This window comes from Nitrospina sp. P1_D6 (assembly GCF_052156615.1).
Classification (GTDB): domain Bacteria; phylum Nitrospinota; class Nitrospinia; order Nitrospinales; family Nitrospinaceae; genus Nitrospina.
This window is the reverse complement of the sequence record NZ_JBQKUN010000002.1, coordinates 153,013-173,355: the sequence shown is the minus strand read 5'-3', so window position 1 is coordinate 173,355 and position 20,343 is coordinate 153,013. Positions and strand designations below refer to the sequence as shown.

Here is a 20,343-nt window from a genome sequence, read left to right as displayed (position 1 = left end):
CCGGGCTATGAGTTTCCAACCGACGAAAAATCAGGAAACAGGCGAGGATTTGAAGGTGCTGGCCCACGCCCGCAGCCGGTACAACGATATCTTCGTCATCCAGAGCGGGACGCACCGCGAGATGTGGTTCAAGGGCAACGGCGACTTTTTCCTGCAAAGCCGCATCGACCCCGCCCGGCCCCGGGAGCTGGTGCTGGTGTATTCGCGGTTGACCCTGGTGGCTCTGCTGTTCCGGCCACCCCCCAAACGGGTGCTCGTTATCGGGCAGGGCGGCGGAGTGCTGCCTGCGGCGCTGTCGCACTGGTTCCCGGGTTTGGTGATCGACGTGGTGGAAATCGATGCCAAGGTCACGCGCCTGTGCCGACGATTCTTTTATGCGCTCGACCAGAATGGCGTGACCGTGCACACCGAGGATGGGCGCAGCTTTCTGGAGCGTGTCCGGGGAAAATGGCATTACGACCTGGTGATCCTCGACGCGTTCAAAAGCGGATCGATCCCGTTTCATCTGAAAACGGTGGAGTTTTATGAAAACCTGCGCGCTGTGCTGTCTCCGGACGGGGTGGTGGCGACAAACCTGTACGGGCCGAGCAACATTCACAAACCCTCGGACTGGAAGACCTTGACCGCCGTGTTCGAACACCTGTATTTTTTCGAGGACGAAGAAGGCCGCGCCACGGTGGCGGTGGGCACCCGTGATAAATCCCGGATGACCGCGGACGCCCTGAAAAAACGGGCGGCGGCGTATCCCGGGCCTCCGGGCATGAACCTGGACCTGGTCCATCTGGCCGAACGGTGGGTGGAACCCGACGTCACGTCGCCCTCGGCACGGGTGTTCGTGGACGCCATCCAGGGAAACGATCTCAAACGCATTATCGACAACAACAACCGGCTCGACCCCGTGGGCAAGATTCCCTACACGCTTGTCAACGCGCATTGACCCGCTCCGGACCGTTGCGCCGGGTGCGGTTCTCGGCGACAATACGGGGACTCATCATCAATCGTTAAACATTCCTATCAGGAGGTGGCGTCGTTATGATCGACGAGTTGAAAAAACAGCATCGCGAACAGGTGAAACGGATCGAGCGGATCAGGGGGTTTCTTTGACGTCGATGACAAACTGAAAGAAATCGAAACCCTCGACGCCAAAACCGCCGCGCCCGATTTCTGGAACGACAACGAAGCCGCGCAGAAGATTTTACAACGTCGCGCCTCCCTCCAGCGCACCGTCAAGGTGTACCAGGACCTCATCAAGCAAAGCGAAGACCTCGACGCCATGCTGGACCTGATGGAAGAGGAGGAAGATGCGTCCATGGAAGGTGAGGGCGAGACGCTGGTGAACGATCTCGAGCAGGCGCTCACCGAAGCCGAACTCAAGGCGATGCTCTCCGGCGACAACGACGGCAACAACGCGATCCTCAACATCAACTCCGGCGCCGGCGGTACCGAATCGCAGGACTGGGCGCAGATGCTCCTGCGCATGTACCTGCGCTGGGGCGACCGCAACGGCTACAAGACCGAAGTGCTCGACATGCAGTACGGCGACGAAGCGGGCATCAAAAGCGCCACGGTGAACTTCGTCGGCGACTACGCCTACGGTTACCTCAAAGCCGAGATCGGCGTGCACCGCCTCGTGCGCATTTCCCCCTACGACGCCAACAAGCGGCGGCACACTTCGTTCGCGTCGGTGTTCGTGTTCCCGGAGGTGGCGGAGGACATCGACGTGGAAGTGAAAGACGACGATCTCAAGATCGACGTGTACCGCGCGTCGGGTCCGGGCGGACAGGGCGTCAACACCACCGACTCCGCGGTGCGCATCACGCACATGCCGACGGGCATCGTGGTGCAGTGCCAGAACGAACGCTCCCAGCACAAGAACAAGGCGTCGGCAATGAAGGTGCTGAAGTCCCGGCTGTACGAGATCGAGCTCGAAAAACAGGAAGAGGAAAAACGCAATCTTGCAAAGGGCAAGAAGAAGATCGAGTGGGGAAGCCAGATCCGTTCCTACGTCCTGCATCCGTACCAGCTGGTCAAGGACCTGCGCACGCAGGTGGAGATGGGCGACGTGGAGTCGGTGCTCGACGGCGACCTCAACCGCTTCATCGAAGCCTTCCTCATGAACGAAAAGGTTTCGGCCTGATCCGCACCCCCTTCTCCGAAGGGGGTTGGGGGGGCTTTCCCCTTTTCGGTTTGTCATTCAGAGCGAAGCGATGGATGACATTTCTAATGAGTCTGCATGGGCATCGAGATCCTTCACTGCGTGAAGGATGACAGATGGCAATGGAAGAATCCTCCTCATCCTGCCCTTCTCCCGCGAGGGGAGAAGGAACTTTGACGACTCCCTCTCCCTTGATGGAAGTGGGGGGTGAGGGTGTTTAATGGTTTACTTTGCTCCTTTATTGGAGAAAGGGAAAGTCGAAAAACTGAGGAGGGGCAGAACATGAGAATAATCTTGGTGATTATGTTTTTTGTCGTTGTGTTCCCCAGTAAGTTATTTGCAGAAAGCGATTATCAGGATGGTTGGGGTTTGCTAGAGATGTGTTCTTTCGATGAGAAAGGCGAGGCGCTTATTAGGGGGTTTGTAAGCATGGCAAGAGATCCTAAAAAATCCGAGGGCCTCAATGATATTGGATTATTAGAAGGAAAGAAACTATTACTCCAGATGGATAGGGAGAGCCTTAATAATCTTCATTTATGCATTGGGTATCTTTATGGAGCTGCTGAGGCGCTAGGGCTTTGGAGGGCAACCTTAAACGAAAACAAATCTTGCAAATCGATTACCGTTCACGATTTAAGAAATGCTGTCATCAAATACTTGCGTGACAATCCAGAATATTTAAAGGCCTCAAGAATTTTTTCAGTGATAGGAGCATATAATAACGCGTCTCCTTGTGAAATAAGTAGTGGAAAGAAAAATGCTTCTAAACTCAAACCGTTGGACGGTCAGAAGGTTAATGAGTCTATCGAAGACGTATTGAAACAGTTAGAGGAATTAAGTAACCCGGAAAAAGGAGAGTAAATTTCCTTTGATAGGGTTGATGAAAAAGTTGGCTGACAGGAAAGTTTTGCAAAAAATGAAACCGATTTTGCATCCATCGCTGGTGAACGATCCGTTGGGCGACCCGGGCCTGTTCGTGCGTTTTCTGTATGAAAAGCGCGCGCTGTTGTTCGACCTGGGCGAAATTCACCGCATCGCCAATGTCGATCTCCTTAAAGTCAGCCACGTGTTCGTCAGCCACACGCACATCGACCACTTCATCGGCTTCGACCGGCTGCTGCGCATCGCCTTCGGCCGCGGCCACACGCTCCGCCTGTTCGGGCCGGAACACTTCATCGCCAACGTCGAGGGCAAGCTGGGGGGCTTCACCTGGAACCTGGTGGACCGCTACGAGGAGTCGATCGACATCGAAGTCACCGAGGTGCATCCGGATCATTTGAAGACCGCGACCTTCCGCGCCATCGACCGTTTCCGGCGCAGTAATGAGACAACGCGCCCGTATGAAAACCGCGTCATCTGGCAGGAGCCCGGGTTCACCGTGCAGGCGTCGATTCTGGAACACCGCGTTCCGTGCCTCGGTTTCGCGCTGAAAGAATCGAAACACCTCAACATCAACAAGGATCGGCTGGAGCAGATGGGCTTCACTCCGGGCAAGTGGTTGAACCAGCTCAAACAGGCCATCCTCGAAGGCCGGCCGGAGGACACGAAGATCGAGGTGCCCACTGGACCCCGCGGCCACGCCACGCCGGAGACGCGCACGCTGGGGGAACTCCAGCGTGAACTTGTTACGGTGACCGAAGGGCAGAAGATCGCCTACGTCGTCGATACCGTGTACAACCCGGAAAATGCGGAGCGCATCGTCGAACTCATCAAAGATGCCGACGTGTTTTACTGCGAGTCGCCGTTCATCGCGGAAGAAGAAGAGCGCGCGCGCGAACGCTGTCACCTGACGTCCAGGCAGGCGGGGCTCCTCGCCCGTGCCGGCGGGGTGAGGGAGTTGCGTACCTTCCATTTCTCACCGCGCCACACCGACGCCGTCGAGCAACTCCAGAAGGAAGCGCAGGATGCGTTTCTGGGTCAGTGACCGTTCTCCGGTTATCCTTTCTTTTTAATTTGAATCAACGAAGCAGGGACTGGTACAGGTGGAGGGTGCGCTGGGTGATGTGGTTCCAGCCGAAGCGGTCGCGCACCTGCGCGCGGATGCGGTCGCGGAACGCCTGCCGCGTCTCGGCGTTCGACAGTTTCATGATGCGGTCGCCGATGGTGTCCGGGTCGGCGGGCACGACGAATCCGGTCTCCCCCGCAACCACCAGGTCCTGCGTGAGTCCGGCGGGAGTGGAGACGATGGGCAGCCCGTAGGCCGCCGCCTCCAGCAGAGGCAGACCCAATGACTCGTGTCCGACGGGATACACGAACACGTCGGCGGTGCGGTACAACCGGTCCAGGTCCTCGCGCTCGTTGGCACGGTGGATGTGCAAACGATCCTCGACGCCCAGCACCTTCCCCAGTTTTTTGATCGATTCGACGTATGCGTCGGCCCCCGGAGTGGGATCACCCCATTCCGCTAGGTCGATGGCGAACGGCACCGTGAGGTTCCTCGCCGCGCGCAGGATGAGTTCCAGCCTGCGGTTCGGGTGCAATTCTCCCACGTATAGCAAGCGGAGCGCGTTGCGCGAAGCCGGTGCGGGCGGAGGCGGATGCACCACGTCGATTCCCGGCGGAATGATATGAAGCCGTTCTGCGTCCACCCCGATCTGCCGGGCCTCGTCGTATTCCGCCTTCGATCCCACCACCACCGCGTCGGCGCGGCGGATCGCCGTCTTCAGCGTCAACAGGTCATGCAGGCGCGGCGGAAAGCCATCCTTGCGGCTCGACCCCGGCAGCAACGTGCCGTGGGTGCTGATGACGCATTTCTTTTTCTTTAAGAGGGCAAAAAAAAAGCGGTGTCGGTGAGGAAGTCGCGGAATCCGTGTGCGTGGAGCAGGTCGAAGCGGCGCAGGTAACCGATGGCGCCCAGGCTGAATCCGTAACCCATCATGCCCGCCTGCACCGGAAGTCGGCGAATGGCCACGCCGTCGGCGATTTCCTTTTCCGGCAGATGTGGGTCGGTGTGCAAATAGGTTGTGAGAATGGGGGAGGGCACGCCCTGTTTTTCCAGGTGACGCGACAACTCCCAGGCTTGACGGGAGGCGTCGTCTTCTTCCGGGAGGAAGGTTTGCAGGGTTCTCAGAATTCTCAAAGTTCAACCGGGAGAGGAGGGTTGAAAGCAAGGATGTGCACTGCCCGCATTCTACCGCAGGGGGCGGTGGCTGTAAACGGGCGAAAAAAAGGGAGGGGCCGTAGACCCGGCGGGGACAGGGTGAACCAGGTCTACGGCCCCAAGTGACCCCTCATCTCCAGTTTAGGGAAACTTGGAAAGGGAGATTACACTGCTTGAGGGGCCAAGTCGTGTTTCGATCGGGCGCGCAGGACTTTCTTCTTCCGGCCCTGCGAGGCCTGACGCACGCGCTGCGCCATCGTCTTCAGAATCAGCATCAAGGCCTGCGGGTTCTGCCTCACCGTGCGAAGCATTTCTTCCTTGGAAACGATGGCCACCACGCCGTCTTTCAGGGCGCGGACCGTCGCCGTACGCGGGCGGCTTTCAATGACGCCCAGTTCGCCGAAAATGTCGTCGGGCCCCAGAACGTCAATGACCTCCACGCGGCCGTCCCGGTTGTAACGGGACACTTCAAACTCGCCTTTTTCGACCACGAAAATGAAGTCGCTTGGACTGCCTTCGCGGAAAAGAATCTGGCCTTCTTTCAAATATTGCCGGGTTTTCATGGTTGAGTCTCCATACCAAATAGTCAGGTTGTACCAGTAAAACAGCAATTACCTTGCCAACTGGAGACTTAGAAGGACTAAAAATGAAGATATGCTGATTAAGGGCCACTTAAAAGCAGACGGCTGGCCACGAAAGTGCATATCCGGGGATCCTAGGTGTATGATTTAGGATAAATTAAAGAAAAAATTTTATAAAAAAAGTTAAATTTTTAATGGATCATGCATGGATGAGAGGTCCGGATTTGAATGAAGGGAATCGATGGGCCGTGTGAGGGGGAGCGGGACTCAGTCTTTCAGCTCGCGGTTGATTTGCAGGATCATCTCGTTGAGGCGCCCGAAGAAGTGTTTGTTGAAGTTCAGGGTCAGGCGGGGCAGGTTCGGCGCTTCCCCGGCGCTCACCTCTTCCGGCAGGGCTTCGGATTTCTGGATCTCGCCGCGCAGGAGGATGTCCTTGTACTCGACGTTGAGGTCCTTGACCAGCGAATCGGGGATGGATTTGATGAAACGCAGGACGGTGAGGTCGTGTACGTAGCGAAAGGAATGGTACACAGTGTAGTAGTCGAGGATGTAATCGACCCCCTCTTCGACGTTTTTGACGATCTTGAACAGGCTCAGGTCGGCTTCCGAAATGTAGCCGTTGTCGAGCAGTTCGTTCTGCACGTAGGCTTCCCAGCGTTGCCAGTAGGTGTCGTCTTCCGCATCGGCCAGCACGATGGGGCGCGGTTCGGTTTTTCCGGTCTGGAACAGGGTGAGGTTTTCGAAGCCCTCGTCGAGGGTGCCGAACCCGCCGGGAAACAGCACGGTGGCGTCGGATTCCTTGATGAAGAACAGCTTGCGGGTGAAGAAGTATTTGAACGACATCAGTTTCGGGTCGCCGTGGATGTGTGGGTTGGCGCGTTGTTCGAAGGGCAGGTCGATGTTGATGCCGAAACTGCGGTCGGGCCCGGCCCCGGCGTTGGCCGCTTCCATGATGCCGCCGCCCGCTCCGGTGATGATCATCATCCCCCGGTCGGCCAGTTGTTCGGCAAAGTCCCGTGCCATCAGGTAGTTGGGGTCTGTGTGCGAGGTACGCGCGGAGCCGAAGATGACCGCTTTGCGGGAATCGCGGTAATCTTCGAAAACGCGAAAGGCGTGACGCAACTCCTTTAATGTGGTATTCATGAGTTTGTAATCACCCCGGTCCTGGTGTTCCAAACCGACCTTGAGCACCGTCGTCAGCATTTCGCGGAACAGGTCGCGCAGGGAAGGGTCGGTGCAGAATTCCTGCAGCTGGGCAATCAACTCCTCGGCTTTTGGATCTCCTACGCTATAATGGTTCTTGGGCATCCACGAACTCCAGCAACCGGACGCATCCCGGTCAACCGCAATGAAAAAAGAGGAATTACCTTATCATGAATGATTCGCGCAAGGAATCTGAAAAGGAAGAAACGGGCATGAGCGATGCGAACACCAAGATCCTTTTGTACTCGATCGTCGGCATGCTGGCGCTGGGTTTCCTGGCGGTGATGTTTGTCATCGTTCCCTGGTTGCTGCATGACGACTCCCCGTCCTGGAAACAGATTCTGGTGGACGACTCCATTGTGCTCGTCACCATCGCGATGTTCGTTTACGGTTTTTACATGAATACCAAGATTCATTGATCCCGTCTTTGCCGCACCCCTGCCCGGCGGCCCCAAATCCCGGTTCAACTCATTCCATAAAACGGAGCAAGCAAGATGGCCAAATCCTGTTCGTTTGATATTGTGTCCGAAGTCGACCTGAGTGAAGTGCGCAACGCCGTCAACCAGGCGATGATGGAAATCCGCCAGCGTTTCGATTTCAAAAACAGCAAGAGCAGCGTGGAGCTGGAAGAGAAGGAAAACCGGCTGGTGCTGGTTTCCGACGACGAGATCAAGCTGAAGTCCGTCGTCGATATCCTGCAGGGCAAGCTGATCAAGCGCAAGGTTCCCATCAAAGCGCTCAATTACGGCAAGGTGGAAGCGGCGGCGGGCGACACCGTGCGCCAGTACGTCAGCCTGCAACAGGGCATCCCGCAGGACAAGGGCAAGGAAATTGTCAAGTTCATCAAGGGGCTGAAAGTGAAGGTGCAGGGTCAGGTGATGGACGACCAGGTGCGGGTGACCGGCAAGAGCCGCGACGACCTGCAGGAAGTGATCGCTCAGCTCAAGGCGAAGGATTTCGACATCGCCATGTCATTCACCAATTACCGGTGACGTTTTGACCGGAAGCAGGTCGGGACGCCGCAGCCGCAACACCATCACCCCCAGAATCGCCAGCGTCAGCACCGTACCGCACAGGCCCAGCACCCCCTCGCCGATGTAAAACGTCACCGCCAGGTTGAACAGCAACACCCCGAAGTAGAGGGCCGGCCCCAACAACGCCTGGTAGGGCACCTCGCGCTGGCCGGCGTCGCGGAATCCCGGCCGGCTTTCCAGCCAGCGATTCACGCGCGTGAACGTGAAGAGGATCGCCGCCCCGGTGATCACCCAGCCGCCGAAATTGGTGAGCGGAATGTTGAAGTATTCCCCCTCCTCCTGGTACGTGTAGATCTTGCCGAGAAACCAGCGGTCGCCGCGAAACGCGACGGGATCGATCACGACGTCCATCAGCATGAACAGCACCGCGCCGGAAAACACCACCTTCAACGAATGACGTACCTTCGATGTGTCGCCGAAACGGATGTCCCAGCCGTTTCGCTTGAGCGGCGCAAAAAGGAACAACGCCATGGTGTAAGCGACGTAGGTCAGGAACGAATACGACAGCGAATCCATGAACGGCACGTTGGCGATCCACAACTCCTGGTCGCGGGTGGTGTCGATGTAGCTGTAGTAACCGTAGGGGAATCCGTTGCGCGTCGAGGAGTACTCGGAGAGGAAAGCGATGCCGTAGGCGATCACCGTGAACAGGGCGGATCGCTTCCAGCCGAAATGCCAGACTGCAAGCGTCAGGTAGATCGCGAGGAAGACAAACACGTAGGGCCGGAGCAGGACCGTCCCGATCAGCAGGTTGAGAAAATCCATAACAGGTCGTGTGCGTGCAATCTCAGCGGGCGAGCCCGTGTTCGCGCATCCAGTGAACGGCGTCGCTCAACGCCTGTTCCACCGGGTTCTGCGGCAGTCCCAGTTCCCGGACCGCCTTCGAAGCATCAAAGTACATGTGGTATTTCGCCATCTTGACGCCGCCCAGCGGCACGGCCGGCGGCTTGTGCGTGATGACGTTCGACACCGCGTCGCAAACCCATCCCGCCGTGTAGGCCACCCAGTAAGGCATCTGCACTTTCGGCGCGGGAATGCCGGTGATCTTCGACAGCGCGTCGAGGATTTCCTTGAGCGACATGTTGCGGTTGCCCAGGATGTAACGCTCGCCTGCCTCGCCGCGTTCTTCCGCCAGCAGGTGGCCGCGTGCACAGTCGCGCACGTCGATCAGGTTGAGTCCGGTGTCGAGGTATGCCGGCATGTTGCCGTTCAGGAAATCCTGGATCACCTTTCCCGTCGGAGTGGGTTTGATGTCGCGCGGTCCCACCGGTGCACTGGGATTGACGATGACCACCGGCAGACCGTTTTTGGCAAATTCCAGAGCCACCTGTTCCGCTTCCCACTTCGACCGCTTGTAATCGTTGCAGAGGGTGGCCTCGTTGAACGGAGTGGTTTCGTTGCCCGGAGTGCCGTTCTGGGTGAGGCCGATGCAGCCGACGGTGCTGGTGTACACGACGCGTTTCAGGTCCGCCTGCTTTGCTGCATCCAGGATGTTGCGCGTGCCGGTGACGTTGATGTCGTACACCATCTTGCGGTCGCGGCTCCACAGGCTGTAGTAGGCGGCCGCGTGGTAGAGCGTATCGCACTTGTCGAGTGCGCGTGCGAGGGAATCCGGATCGCGCAGGTCGCCGTGAACGACTTCCACGTCGAGCCCGGAAAGGTTGCGCAGGTCCGACCCCTGCCGCACCAGCACTTTCACCGTGCGGCCGGACAGGATCAGCTCGCGCGCGATCGCCGAGCCGAGAAACCCCGTTGTTCCTGTTACCAGTGTTTTCATTTTGGATTTGAAGTGGTCATGCAGTTTTTTGGGTGTCCCCTTCCTGTCATGAAGGGGCAGGGGGTGGTTCTGAAAGACCTGTCTTTAAAAGAACACCTCGACATCCGCCTCATCGCGCAGTTCGGAAACCAGCTTGTCCTTTTCTTTTTTTACTTCTTCTTTCAGCAGGTGGTTCAGCAGGTCGGTCTTCACCTGGTCGAGCGGAACCACCTCTTCCGGAAGCGCCGCGTCCAGACGCAGGATGTGGAACCCATACTCACTGCGTACGATGCCCGAGGTTTGGCCGGGTTTCAATTTGGAGACGACCTCATAAATCTCTTCCGGCATTTCATGCTGGGCCATGGTACCCCATTTGCCGCCGTTTTTGCGCGTTTCCTCGTGTTCGGAATATTCTTTGGCGACGTCCTGAAACTGTTTGCCGGATTTGATTTCTTTCAACGCGTTTTCAATTTTCTTCCGTGCATCGGCCTCCACCAGGTTCTGGAGTTTTTGGAAGCGCTCTGTGAGTTTCGGGTCTTCCGGCTCTTCCTGTTTCAGGGCCGCGGTGAAGATGTGTGAAAATTCCCAGCGCGGCGGTTGCAGGAACTGTTCCCGGTTCTCCTCGTAAAATGTTTTCACGGCCGCATCCGAGACGTTGGCTTTGGGCGCGAGCCGGGTACGCGTGACCTGTTCTTCCACCAGCTGACGTTCGATGCTGACCTGCAGGAGGTCCTCGTTCAGTCCCTGCACGTGGAGCGCGCGTTTGAATAATTCTTCCGACGGAAACTGGCTTTGGATTTTTTGAATCTCACCCTGCACGGTCTTTTCATCGACGGTGATCTCCCACTCCTTCGCTTTCTGGAACAGCAGTTCCTGTCCGATCAGGTTGTCGAGCGCTTCTTTGGAGTATTCGGCTTCCTGCTCAGGGCTCACCCGATGCCCCTGCTGTTGGTGGAACATCTTGTACATCTGCACCTGGCTGACCAGCATGGTGCCAGGGATTTCCCTGCCGTTGACGGTGGCCACGATGGGCGGCACGAGGCGCCCGTTGATTTCCATGCGCGCCTCTTCATGCGCATGGGTGTCCGCCACCTGTGCGATAGACACATGGGGCCATAAAAGCAGCGCCGCAAGCAGAAGAGGGAGCAGAAGTCTGGAAGGGGTCTTGAAGTGCATGTCAATTCCTTGGAGGTTGATGAATGAACAATGTGCGAAACGGGCCTCGACGGTATTCAGGCCGCGGCTTGGCCCGGTCCCGGTGGCACGACCGATGTTGTGTTGAGAATCGTGAAGGGACCGGCAGGGCGGGTGGCCCGTTCCGAGGTTGCGCGGGTTTGCCTGCGTGCAGGATCCGGCGCAACGGGTTTTAGGCTGCCACTCCGGGTGGCTTGAAAGAGCATGGATTCCATTATAGGCCGTTTGGACGTTTCTGTAAAACGGTGCCCGTAACGGGCAAAAAAAATCCCCCGGGCGAAACCGCCCGGGGGATGGTGATACAGGGTTGAAGAACGATCAGAACTTCAGGTCCAGCTGTACGTAACCCCAGTTGGCGGAACCGTCAACAATTCCGCCCTGTCCGGCAGACCGGGATACACGCGGGTTGACCAGGATAAAACCCGGGTCCGCCCAGTAGTTGGAATACCCGGCAGTCATCGTCAGGTTCGAGCTGTACTTGTGAACAATGGTGATGTCCAGCTCGCGGCCCAGATCGATGTTTTCGGCCGGGGTCTTGAAGTAGTGAAGATCCGCTTTCACGGTCCAGTTAGCCGCGGGGTTCATCGCGGTTTTGATGGCGATGTCCTCGAGACCCAGGTACGACGTGTCGCCACCGGTGGCGTTCAGGTACGTGTCCATGTACCCGTAGAACTTGTGACCGGTGTCGTAAAGGGTGTCAAAGGTACCCCAGATGCCGTCCTGAACGTCCTCGGAGTCCGTACCGGAGAGCCGGTCGTACCACAGGGTGACGGAAGGGGTCCACATGACGTTCTTGAAGGACTTGCCGAGACGCGCGCCGATCATGTACGCGCGGCGGTCAACACCCGACCCGCCGCCTTTGGTGTAGGCGGCCAGGTTTGCGGCGGAAACCACCTTTCCCGTGGCCGGCATGGTCGTCGCGATGCCTTCCGCGCGACCGCCCTGGAAGTAACCTTCAAAGCGGTAGTCGAAACCCGCCATGTTGCCGGCGATGCGACCACCCACGGTGATCATCTCGTTGTCCGGGTTGCCAGCGGACGTGCCGGAACCGTTCCAGGAGTTGTCCACCGTGATGACCAGGTACGGAGAGATCACCGCGTTCGGAACCAGGGTCTTGATGTTACCCCAGAACACGTGGTCTTCCCGGTCACAGTTGTCACTCAGGTCGCCCGCGCCGAAACCGGTGCCACGGCCACAAGTACCCTGGCCCAGCAGGCCACCGGGGCCGGCACCACCGAGGTTGATCGGTGCACCCGCGCTGTTGCCACCGACGGCGAACGGTACGGAACCATTCGCTTCAATGGCCTTGATGAAGATGTACGAAAACATGTTGTCGCCATGATGATGATCCAGGCGAATCGCATCCGCGGACTGAGCGCCCGTGGTCCAGCCGGTGTTACCGAACAGGCGGTGTCCGTCCAGAACGACTTCCTGCCGACCGATTTTCAGGTCAGCGGGCATGCCAAAAAAGTCCTGTACGGTGAAATAAGCCTGGTGGAGACCGACATCAACGAGTCCGTCGGCAGGGACTGCAGCATTGCGGGGTCCAGGAGCGGGACCGGGGATGAGACCGCCGGTGCCGGCACCGTAAACGCCACGGGCCTGGAACTGGATGAACGCCCCGATTTTGTCATCGATGTTGACGTCGGCGTTCAGTCGAATGCGTGTCAGGAAAAAATGGGTGGGATCGGTTTTCTTGTCGAAATCGTTTTGCTCAAAAATCTCGTATCGGGGCCGCATTTGACCGCCGAACTTGACACTTGCCGCCTGGGCGACCATGACGCCGGCCAGTAAAACGGCCACCGCCACCGCACCTGCGGCTAAAAGTTTCCTTTTCATGCTTACCTCCTCCAAGTAAGGAAATGAAACTCATTTGACTCAGGTATCAACGCTTATATGGGAAGCTCCTTGACCTTGAGCGAACTTTTCTCGGGTTTTGCGGGGCAGGTTCCTCCTCTTTTGAATGGTTGGTGTCTGGGATCACTTCCAGTCATAGACGAACAACGTGGTCATCTTTTCATCCCGGAAGAGGCCGCCCTTGTCGGCCACCGTGGCTACGTGGACTTGATGTCTGCGGGAGTCCTTCGTACCCACCACCTGGAATGCGGCCAGGTATCCCTTTTGTTTATTGGTTTCAAATGCCGTCTCAAGCCCCTCCTTGTTGACGGCAATGAATGCCAGACTGCTGCTGTTGATTACGACCAGTTCCGACAGCCAGTTGCCGCCGAACCGATGGTTTTTCGGTACCAACAGGAAGCGCTGGTTCCTTTTTTGAACCGGGACCAGCCTGCCTTTGTAACGGACGGGCCTGGGAACGTAAGGATCTGTAAAGTCAACATAAGGTTGGTCTTTCAGCCCCACCTCGATCTGCCGCGGGTCGTGTCCGTAGTAATCCTCTGATTTTACTAGCAGTTTTCCGTCGGTCGAATATACCCTCAAATTGTAATTGTTGTCAAGGACAATTATTTCAATGGATTTGTCGAAATTTGTGTCCTCCAGGGTCACCCCGTAGAGGGTCGTTTGCTGGTTCAAAAACGGCTCGAACCCCAACTTTGCACCTTCCTTATAGGTATTATTCTTATATACCATGGTATGGACTTCCGACCCGAACGGTTCCTCCACTCCGGGCCGTTGGGTGAGGAGGCGGGGGACTCCCTTGTAGGAACGGATAACCCGGAAATAACGGTTGAGGCCGATGGCGATTTTCTCAAACCGGGTCTGGCCCGGCGCCTGTTCGAGGATGAAGCTCTCCAGCTTTTGCCCGACCTGGTTGGTGACAAAGATTTCGGCGCGGCCGTTGCCATTGATGTCCGCCACGTCCACGGTGAGGAACCGGTTGAACTCCGCCGGCACGCGGATGGTGCCGATTTTGACGTACTGCCCTTTGACGAAACGGTAAATCATCACCTGGTTGCGGTCGATGAACACGAATTCCGGCTCGCCGTCACCGTCGAGGTCACCCACGTCCATGTCCGCCAGCACGAAATCGAAATCCTGTTTGCCGATGAACTTCACCAGCCCCAGTTCCTTGGCGGCCTGAGACTGGGTGCCGCTCTCCGGCGTGGCCAGTGCGGTCATTTCATCAAACACCACGCGCGCTTCCTGCAAAACGGCGCCGTCCTCCACCGCCACCACGCGGTAACGGAGCACCGTCTGGCCCTGCACGGTTTCCACCCTGGACAGAAGAAGCAGGTCGAAGGCGATTTCCTTGTTCAGCCTGGCCAGCACCTGCGGTTTCATGAGGTCGGCGGCTTGCAGGCCCTGGTCCAGCATCCACGCCTGCATGCCGAAGGCGGGCACTTCCATGCGCGGACGTTTTTTGAGCGAACGCTCGATGGCCAGTCCGACCGCCTGCGTGTCGAGCGACAGGTCCTCCGCCTGCAGCACCGGCGCGGACAGGATGACCATCTTGCGGAAGCGGCTTTCCACGCCGTCGCCGTTCTGAATGGGTTCGTTGGTGTTCAATGCGCGCGCGACCGAATAGTTGGTGCGCACCTCGGTCACCTCGATGACGCCGATGTCGGTTTCCTTGCGGCCGATGACCTCGCCTGTCACCGGGTGCACGATCTGTTCGCCGTAACGGATGACTTTCAGCCGGTCGCCGGAGTGGATGGGCTGGCCTTTCTTGAGGTCGATCAGAACCTCGCCGTTTTCCACCGACAGCACAATGCCCTGGATGTCCGGGAACTGCGCTTCGATCTGTTCCGCCATGCGGTCGAAACCCGTGGCGGCCCAGAGGGGAGACGCCCAAACGGACATCAGGAATAATGCGACGAAAAAAATCCTCGGGGTGCGGGAGTGGGTGAGAAAGTTCGGCATCGGCCTCAGGTATTCAGAAGTTGGACGGTGACCCGCTCGCCCTTCCGGAGTTCGCTTATCTCCAGAGGAAACACGAGCAGGCCGTTGGCGGCGACGGTGGACTTGAGCACCCCGGACCCCTGCTGTTCCGCGGGGGTCACGGTGCAGTCGCCGCCGTCCCAGGAGACCACGGCGCTCATGAAATGCACGCGGTCGGTTTTTTTCTTGATGGTTTCGGTGAGGGTCGCCTGCACCGTCCGCGGACTCAGGTCGCGCGCACCCATCATCTTCTTGATCGCCGGGCGCACAAACTGCTCGAACGACACGAACGAGGACACCGGGTTGCCCGGCAGGCCGAACACCGGCGTCTCGCCGATTTTGCCGAAGGCAAGCGGTTTGCCCGGTTTCATGGCGACTTTCCAGAACACCATCTCGTTGCCCATTTTCTGGAGGCTTGCCTTCACCAGGTCGTAATCGCCGACCGACACGCCGCCGGAGGAGAGCACGATGTCGCTCTCCAGCGCCCACTCGAATTTTTCCAGCAGGTCCTTTTCGTCGTCCCGGGCGACCCCCATGTAGCGCGGGATGCCGCCGGCTGAGGCCACCTGCGCCATCAGCATGTAGCCGTTGCTGTTGTAGATCTGCGAGCCTTCCGGCACCTGGTCGAGATCGACGATCTCGTCGCCGGTGGAAAGGATGGCCACCGTGGGGCGCTGGCCGACGGTGACGCTGCTTCTGCCGCACACCGCCATCATGCCGACGTGCGCCGGGGTGATGACGTTGCCCTTCGGCACCACCACATCGCCGGTCTTAACGTCTTCTCCCGCGAGGCGGATGTTCTCGCCGATCGTCGCCTTGTCCTTGGCGAAGACAAAGTTGCCGTTCTTGTCCGTGTCTTCCTGCATCAGCACCGCGTCGGCGCCGGGAGGTATGGGGGCGCCGGTCATGATGCGGATCGCCTGGTTGGATTTCAGCGTGATTGTGCCGATGGACCCGGCGGCGACTTCATCGACCAGTTCCAGCTTCACCGGGCTGTCCGGCGTCGCCGACTGGATGTCGCCCGCGATCACCGCGTAGCCGTCCATCGCCGAGTTGTCGAGCGGCGGGTTGTCGCGGCGGGCGGTGATGTCCTCCGCCAGCACGCGCCCCAGCGCCTCGGTGATGGAGACCTTTTCCAGTCCCTTGGGTTCGATTTTGGCGAGGATGCTGGACAACGCCTCGTCGACGGTGATCATGCCCATTTCAGTTTTCCTCCTTCTGTTCCCGCTTCACCCGGGCCACTTCGTATTCCTCGGGCGTGTTGACATTCATGAAATCGGAACGGTTGTCCTCCGGCACGCTGATGGAATGGAACGGCAGTTCGTTGATGATGCGCGACAAAGAAAGTTCGCGCCGCGACATGGCCTCGAACAGGGGCACGATGAACTTCGGTTCGTATATGCCGCACATGGGTTCCACGCCGAGGCGTCCTTTCTTCATATAACAGGTGCCGTAGCGGAGCGGGTCGCGTTGTTCGATGATGTGCCGGACGTTGCGTTCCTTCAGGAACGGCATGTCGCAGGCGACCACCAGCCACGCCTTGTCCGGGTGGTTGGCCATGAGCGTCGCCAGGCCGCCCACCGGACCCAGTCCACTGTGTTCGTCGTTCAACCGCTCGCAATCGGCCAGGTCTCCGAGGTCGGCCAGGTCCTGGTCCGGCCGCGCCGACAACACCACTTTATCGCAGAACCGCGACAACAAGTCCACCATCCGTTCGGCTTCCGTCTTTCCGTTGTAAGCGAGCGAGAACTTGGCCTTGCCCATGCGTTTGCTCTGCCCGCCGATGAACACGCCGCCGTAAATCGGGCTGGTGCACTGGAGAAAATGGCTGCGCACGAATTCATAGATGCGGTCCACCTCGTCGCGGTGAAACAGCGGGATGCCGAGATCGGTCAGCCCCGTGTCGTGGATCACGCCCTGGTGCACCACCGCCTTGATTCCGGTGTCGTCACGGGAGATGGGCAGGCGGCCCTCCGCGTCGAGGAACACGATCTTGTTGAACGGCGATTTCTTGTAGCCCTCGATGAGGATACAGTCGCACTGCTCCAGCGCGTGGGTGATGGACCGTTTCTTGAACGGGTTTTCGGCGATGATGGCGAAGTGTTCGGGATCGTTGATGGTGAGGATGCCCGCCCCCGCCTGCCGGGCGCGCCAGGTGTCCTTGCCTTCCTTGTCCATCTGGAAGCGGTGTGCGTCGTGCTTGTAATACCCGGCGCGGATGTGGTCGCTGCGGAACCGTTTGATCAGCTCCACGAGCAGGGTGGTTTTGCCCACACCGGAAAACCCGGCGAAGCAGAGGAATGGGGTCTTGAAGCGTTCCCAGTAGCGGTCCATGCGGTTTTCTTGATCAACCTCCCACCGGGCTTTCCAAAACAGAAGGTTTCGCCAAGGGGGTGGGGTATAAGTTATTCAATTATTGAGATTTAGCTATTATTGGCGATAACGCGCGGTCTGTCAATAAGTTTCCATCGGTTACGGGCGGCAGACCTGGAGGAACAGGCGGTATTCAGAAAAAGGAGGAGTTGCCCGACGACACGCAACTGCCTGCAACGTTGCGTTGATCAGTTAACGCAACAAGGGAAAGGGCCCTGTCCTGTAAATTCAGCTTAAAAACGGTGGTTTGGAATTTGGCACGGGCCTTGTATTAACGAGGCGGTAGGTTGTTCCATGGATTTTTTTTAACCTTTAGGAGTATGAGTTACATGATCGAATCCCTTTCCCGATTGCGCTTTAGACCCGTTCAGCTGATTTTGTTCCTGTTCATCCTGTCCGTTGCCGCGCCGGGGTGGTCGCATGGCGATTCCGTCATGGCCACGGCGCCGAATGTGCCGTCCCCCACCCAGCGTTCCGAGTCGAAAACGGTGGAGGTTCATTTTGAGGCGAAGGAATTCGTCGGCGACCTGGCGGATGGATTGGGTAAAGGCATCAAATATAAATTCTGGAGTTACAACGGCACTGTTCCGGGCCCCATGGTGCGGGTGCGGGTGGGCGACACGGTGCAGTTTCACCTGACCAACCCGAAGACCAACTCGCAGGACCACAACATCGACATGCACGCGGTGAACGGACCGGGTGGCGGTGCGGCGGTGATCACCGTGGCTCCGGGTGAGACCCGCGTCTTCTCGTACAAGGCGCTGGCTCCGGGCCTGTTCATTTATCACTGTGCGGCCGGGCAGATTGTCGATCATATCGCCAACGGCATGTACGGACTGATCCTGGTGGAGCCGGAAGGCGGCCTGCCGCCGGTGGACCGCGAATACTACGTGATGCGAAGCGAGTTCTTCACCACGCAGAAGAAAGAAGGGCTGGTCGAGTTCGACATCCAGCGCGGCCTCGATGAGAACCCGACCTACGTCGTGTTCAACGGCAAGGAAGGCGGCGTGATGTTCGACAACGCGCTCAAGGCGAAGGTCGGCGAAACCGTGCGTATTTACTACGGCAACATCGGTCCCAACCGGGTGTCTTCGTTCCACATCATCGGCGAAATCTTCGACAAGGTGTACATGGAAGGTGCCATCGGCGGACTGGTGAACACCAACGTGCAGACCACCATGATTCCTTCCGCAGGTGCGACCATTGTTGAGTTTAAGGTGGACGCGCCGGGCACGTATGCCCTGGTGGATCACAGCATTTTCCGGGTGGCGAAAGGGGCGATCGGCCACCTGGAGGTGGAAGGGGAAGAGAACCCTTCCGTCTTTCGAGCCGGGAAGTGACCCCCCACACTCCGGCTTTCAACTCGCCCCATCCCCTCAACACCTGGTCCTTCCCCGCGCAAGCGGGGAGGGGGCAGGGGGCTTCAGCCAGAATCTCAGCAATCCGGGAATTTGTTAAAAACAGAAAGCTTTTTTACCAAACGGCGGGCGGGGCTCGATAACCACGTAGTGACGTGCTTCAAGCGGGAAGGCCGAACTCCTTCATCTTGCGCCAGAGGGTGATGCGGTGCACGCCCAGTTCCCGTGCGGCCCGCGACTGGTTGCCTCCGGCTTTCTCCAGCGCGGCGGCCACCATCTCCCGGTTCAGCCAGTTGCGGCGGCGCACGGGGTTCACGCGTCCGGGAGCGGGACCCTCTGCCTCCGATTGCAAAAATGCGGGAAGGTCCACGTTCTGTATGCGCGAGCCGGAACACTTCACGCAGGCGTGTTCCACCACGTTTTCCAGTTCGCGGATGTTGCCCGGCCAGTCATGGTCGAGGAGGGGACCCAGCGCGTCGTCGGCGATGCCTTCGATGGGTTTCACGTGCTGGATGTTCCAGCGTTTGATGAAATGCTGGACGAGGTAGGGAATGTCTTCCTTGCGGTCGCGGAGCGGTGGCAGGTTGAGCGGGATGACGTTCAGCCGGTAATACAAATCTTCGCGGAACCGGCCCGTTTTCACTTCTTCCAGGATGTCCTTGTTGGTGGCGGCGATGATGCGAATGTCCACCTGGCGGGTCACGTTCTCGCCCACGCGCTCGACTTCTTTTTCCTGCAGAACGCGCAACAGCTTGACCTGGATGGTCGGGGTGAGGTCGCCGATCTCGTCCAGAAAAATGGTCCCGCCGTGTGCTTCCTCGAAACGACCGATGCGGTCGCGAAGCGCCCCCGTGAAGGCGCCCTTGGCGTGTCCGAACAACTCGCTTTCCAGCAGGGTGTCGGCGAACGCGGTGCAGTTTACCTTGATCAGGTTTTTTCCCGCACGCGGGCTGGCGTAGTGCAGGGCCCGCGCCACCAGTTCCTTGCCGGTGCCGCTTTCCCCCTGGATGAACACGGTGGAATCGTAATAGGCCACATTCTGGATGTTTTCGAACAACTCCTTCATCACCCGGCTTTTTCCGATCATGTTGCCGAAGGAGTGGACTTCTTTCAATTCCTGCCGCAGTTGGGAGATTTCGGTGACGTCGTTGAGCGCCACCACCACCCGCGTGCCGTCTTCGTTGCGTTGCAGGATGCCCGCCTGAAATTCGCCCGTGCGCTTCGCCCCGTCTTTGCGCAGAAAGGAGGAGGTGAAGTGCGCTTCCGGGTTGATGCCGTTCTTCACGGTCAGGCACAGCTCGCAGTTGTTCAGGCACACGCTCTGGTCGAGGATGGTGATGCATTTCCTTCCCAGCACCTCCTCGCGGCTGTACCCGGTGATCCGTTCCGCGGCGTCGTTGAAATAACGGATATTCAGATTCTCGTCGTAAACGAAAACCGCTTCCTTGAGCAGATTGATGATCGATTCGATGTTGTCTGTGGGCCGTGTGTTCATGATGCTTCTTCTCTTTCCGGTATGGGACGGGGTGCCGCAATCCAATGGATGGTACCCTGTTGCCCGGAGTGTTGCAATGGAATAGTGCAACAGTGTGATGAGGGCTCCCCGTACTGGCCTGAAAAAGCAGATCACGAAGTTGCCATTAAAAACCCGGGGGCCTGGTTTCCGGAAACGGGGGATCGATTCGCGCGGTTTGGGCTTGTGGCGGTTTTCGCGGGATTGATATAATTTTAATGATGATGGCAATCCGGCTG

Annotated in this window: 19 protein-coding genes; 7 read left to right on the top strand and 12 right to left on the bottom strand. The window is 58.2% G+C overall.

Features of this window, described 5'->3' with window-relative positions:
• Positions 1–7: 7 nt before the first annotated feature.
• The 4 genes from ACTRXA_RS04445 to ACTRXA_RS04430 all read left to right on the top strand — a co-directional run bounded on the left by ACTRXA_RS04445 (position 8) and on the right by ACTRXA_RS04430 (position 4,079).
• On the top strand, positions 8–937 hold the full coding sequence (locus ACTRXA_RS04445; RefSeq protein ID WP_442426001.1) for a spermidine synthase: 930 nt from the start codon (positions 8–10) through the stop codon (positions 935–937).
• A 95-nt stretch (positions 938–1,032) separates the two neighbouring features.
• Positions 1,033–2,137, top strand: a protein-coding gene (gene prfB, locus ACTRXA_RS04440; RefSeq protein ID WP_442426000.1) for a peptide chain release factor 2 whose coding sequence is annotated in 2 segments (ribosomal slippage) — positions 1,033–1,092 and positions 1,094–2,137 — 1,104 coding nt in all. Because the reading frame shifts where the segments join, the coding sequence is not laid out codon by codon here.
• Between the two features lie 300 nt (positions 2,138–2,437).
• The gene (locus ACTRXA_RS04435) at positions 2,438–3,016 is read left to right on the top strand and encodes a Rap1a/Tai family immunity protein (protein WP_442425999.1); all 579 of its coding nucleotides are present in this window, start codon (positions 2,438–2,440) and stop codon (positions 3,014–3,016) included.
• Positions 3,017–3,071: 55 nt separating this feature from the next.
• On the top strand, positions 3,072–4,079 hold the full coding sequence (locus ACTRXA_RS04430; RefSeq protein WP_442425998.1) for a ribonuclease Z: 1,008 nt from the start codon (positions 3,072–3,074) through the stop codon (positions 4,077–4,079).
• A gap of 34 nt (positions 4,080–4,113) precedes the next feature.
• Here the strand turns inward: ACTRXA_RS04430 and ACTRXA_RS04425 are convergent, their stop codons facing one another.
• The 4 genes from ACTRXA_RS04425 to ACTRXA_RS04410 all read right to left on the bottom strand — a co-directional run bounded on the left by ACTRXA_RS04425 (position 4,114) and on the right by ACTRXA_RS04410 (position 7,144).
• Positions 4,114–4,962: a glycosyltransferase family 4 protein gene (locus ACTRXA_RS04425; RefSeq protein ID WP_442426339.1), complete on the bottom strand. Its 849-nt coding sequence runs from the start codon at positions 4,960–4,962 to the stop codon at positions 4,114–4,116.
• Entirely contained in the window at positions 4,917–5,234 is a 318-nt protein-coding gene (locus ACTRXA_RS04420; protein WP_442426344.1) for a hypothetical protein, read from the bottom strand. Before ACTRXA_RS04420 ends, ACTRXA_RS04425 begins: the two co-directional genes overlap by 46 nt.
• 185 nt (positions 5,235–5,419) lie before the next feature.
• Positions 5,420–5,818: a cyclic nucleotide-binding domain-containing protein gene (locus ACTRXA_RS04415; RefSeq protein WP_442425997.1), complete on the bottom strand. Its 399-nt coding sequence runs from the start codon at positions 5,816–5,818 to the stop codon at positions 5,420–5,422.
• 285 nt (positions 5,819–6,103) lie between these two features.
• Positions 6,104–7,144 (bottom strand): LOG family protein, encoded by a 1,041-nt coding sequence (locus tag ACTRXA_RS04410; RefSeq protein WP_442425996.1) that lies wholly within the window; start codon positions 7,142–7,144, stop codon positions 6,104–6,106.
• Positions 7,145–7,209: 65 nt separating this feature from the next.
• On the opposite strand from ACTRXA_RS04410, the gene ACTRXA_RS04405 reads away from it, so the two are divergent.
• Together ACTRXA_RS04405 and ACTRXA_RS04400 are read left to right on the top strand one after the other, a co-directional pair.
• Positions 7,210–7,458 carry a hypothetical protein gene (locus tag ACTRXA_RS04405; protein ID WP_442425995.1) on the top strand — a complete coding sequence of 83 codons (249 nt, stop codon included), beginning with the start codon at positions 7,210–7,212 and terminating at the stop codon, positions 7,456–7,458.
• A gap of 75 nt (positions 7,459–7,533) precedes the next feature.
• Positions 7,534–8,031 (top strand): YajQ family cyclic di-GMP-binding protein, encoded by a 498-nt coding sequence (locus ACTRXA_RS04400; protein ID WP_442425994.1) that lies wholly within the window; start codon positions 7,534–7,536, stop codon positions 8,029–8,031.
• Here ACTRXA_RS04400 and ACTRXA_RS04395 read toward each other — a convergent pair.
• The 7 genes from ACTRXA_RS04395 to mobB form a co-directional block, all read right to left on the bottom strand.
• Positions 8,011–8,838, bottom strand: a complete 828-nt coding sequence (locus ACTRXA_RS04395) for a carotenoid biosynthesis protein (RefSeq protein WP_442425993.1) — start codon at positions 8,836–8,838, stop codon at positions 8,011–8,013. The genes ACTRXA_RS04400 and ACTRXA_RS04395 overlap by 21 nt on opposite strands.
• 22 nt (positions 8,839–8,860) lie before the next feature.
• A complete protein-coding gene (gene hpnA / locus ACTRXA_RS04390) occupies positions 8,861–9,850 on the bottom strand; it encodes a hopanoid-associated sugar epimerase (protein WP_442425992.1) in 990 nt (329 codons plus the stop codon).
• Positions 9,851–9,934: 84 nt separating this feature from the next.
• Positions 9,935–11,005, bottom strand: a complete 1,071-nt coding sequence (locus ACTRXA_RS04385; RefSeq protein ID WP_442425991.1) for a peptidylprolyl isomerase — start codon at positions 11,003–11,005, stop codon at positions 9,935–9,937.
• Between the two features lie 336 nt (positions 11,006–11,341).
• Positions 11,342–12,862, bottom strand: a complete 1,521-nt coding sequence (locus tag ACTRXA_RS04380) for an alginate export family protein (protein WP_442425990.1) — start codon at positions 12,860–12,862, stop codon at positions 11,342–11,344.
• Between the two features lie 141 nt (positions 12,863–13,003).
• The gene (locus ACTRXA_RS04375) at positions 13,004–14,782 is read right to left on the bottom strand and encodes an FG-GAP repeat domain-containing protein (RefSeq protein ID WP_442425989.1); all 1,779 of its coding nucleotides are present in this window, start codon (positions 14,780–14,782) and stop codon (positions 13,004–13,006) included.
• A 65-nt stretch (positions 14,783–14,847) separates the two neighbouring features.
• Complete coding sequence (locus ACTRXA_RS04370) at positions 14,848–16,062, bottom strand: molybdopterin molybdotransferase MoeA (RefSeq protein WP_442425988.1); 1,215 nt, start codon at positions 16,060–16,062, stop codon at positions 14,848–14,850.
• Between the two features lies 1 nt (position 16,063).
• Positions 16,064–17,194: a molybdopterin-guanine dinucleotide biosynthesis protein B gene (mobB, locus tag ACTRXA_RS04365; protein WP_442425987.1), complete on the bottom strand. Its 1,131-nt coding sequence runs from the start codon at positions 17,192–17,194 to the stop codon at positions 16,064–16,066.
• Between the two features lie 359 nt (positions 17,195–17,553).
• Between mobB and nirK the strand changes: the two genes are divergently transcribed.
• Positions 17,554–18,573: a copper-containing nitrite reductase gene (gene nirK, locus ACTRXA_RS04360; RefSeq protein ID WP_442425986.1), complete on the top strand. Its 1,020-nt coding sequence runs from the start codon at positions 17,554–17,556 to the stop codon at positions 18,571–18,573.
• Positions 18,574–18,751: 178 nt separating this feature from the next.
• On the opposite strand, the gene ACTRXA_RS04355 is transcribed toward nirK, so the two are convergent.
• Complete coding sequence (locus ACTRXA_RS04355; protein ID WP_442425985.1) at positions 18,752–20,086, bottom strand: sigma-54 interaction domain-containing protein; 1,335 nt, start codon at positions 20,084–20,086, stop codon at positions 18,752–18,754.
• Positions 20,087–20,343: the final 257 nt, after the last annotated feature.

Excerpts from the sequence above, each read along its gene's own strand:
- ACTRXA_RS04445 (WP_442426001.1), top strand. The coding sequence starts at position 8 with ATGAGTTTCCAACCGACGAAAAATCAGGAAACAGGCGAGGATTTGAAG.
- ACTRXA_RS04435 (WP_442425999.1), top strand. The coding sequence starts at position 2,438 with ATGAGAATAATCTTGGTGATTATGTTTTTTGTCGTTGTGTTCCCCAGT.
- nirK (WP_442425986.1), top strand. The coding sequence starts at position 17,554 with ATGAGTTACATGATCGAATCCCTTTCCCGATTGCGCTTTAGACCCGTT.
- mobB (WP_442425987.1), bottom strand. The coding sequence starts at position 17,194 with ATGGACCGCTACTGGGAACGCTTCAAGACCCCATTCCTCTGCTTCGCC.
- ACTRXA_RS04375 (WP_442425989.1), bottom strand. The coding sequence starts at position 14,782 with ATGTCCGTTTGGGCGTCTCCCCTCTGGGCCGCCACGGGTTTCGACCGC.
- ACTRXA_RS04385 (WP_442425991.1), bottom strand. The coding sequence starts at position 11,005 with ATGCACTTCAAGACCCCTTCCAGACTTCTGCTCCCTCTTCTGCTTGCG.
- ACTRXA_RS04410 (WP_442425996.1), bottom strand. The coding sequence starts at position 7,144 with ATGCCCAAGAACCATTATAGCGTAGGAGATCCAAAAGCCGAGGAGTTG.
- ACTRXA_RS04415 (WP_442425997.1), bottom strand. The coding sequence starts at position 5,818 with ATGAAAACCCGGCAATATTTGAAAGAAGGCCAGATTCTTTTCCGCGAA.
- hpnA (WP_442425992.1), bottom strand. The coding sequence starts at position 9,850 with ATGAAAACACTGGTAACAGGAACAACGGGGTTTCTCGGCTCGGCGATC.
- ACTRXA_RS04395 (WP_442425993.1), bottom strand. The coding sequence starts at position 8,838 with ATGGATTTTCTCAACCTGCTGATCGGGACGGTCCTGCTCCGGCCCTAC.
- ACTRXA_RS04405 (WP_442425995.1), top strand. The coding sequence starts at position 7,210 with ATGAATGATTCGCGCAAGGAATCTGAAAAGGAAGAAACGGGCATGAGC.
- ACTRXA_RS04400 (WP_442425994.1), top strand. The coding sequence starts at position 7,534 with ATGGCCAAATCCTGTTCGTTTGATATTGTGTCCGAAGTCGACCTGAGT.
- ACTRXA_RS04430 (WP_442425998.1), top strand. The coding sequence starts at position 3,072 with ATGAAACCGATTTTGCATCCATCGCTGGTGAACGATCCGTTGGGCGAC.
- ACTRXA_RS04380 (WP_442425990.1), bottom strand. The coding sequence starts at position 12,862 with ATGAAAAGGAAACTTTTAGCCGCAGGTGCGGTGGCGGTGGCCGTTTTA.
- ACTRXA_RS04370 (WP_442425988.1), bottom strand. The coding sequence starts at position 16,062 with ATGGGCATGATCACCGTCGACGAGGCGTTGTCCAGCATCCTCGCCAAA.
- ACTRXA_RS04355 (WP_442425985.1), bottom strand. The coding sequence starts at position 20,086 with ATGAACACACGGCCCACAGACAACATCGAATCGATCATCAATCTGCTC.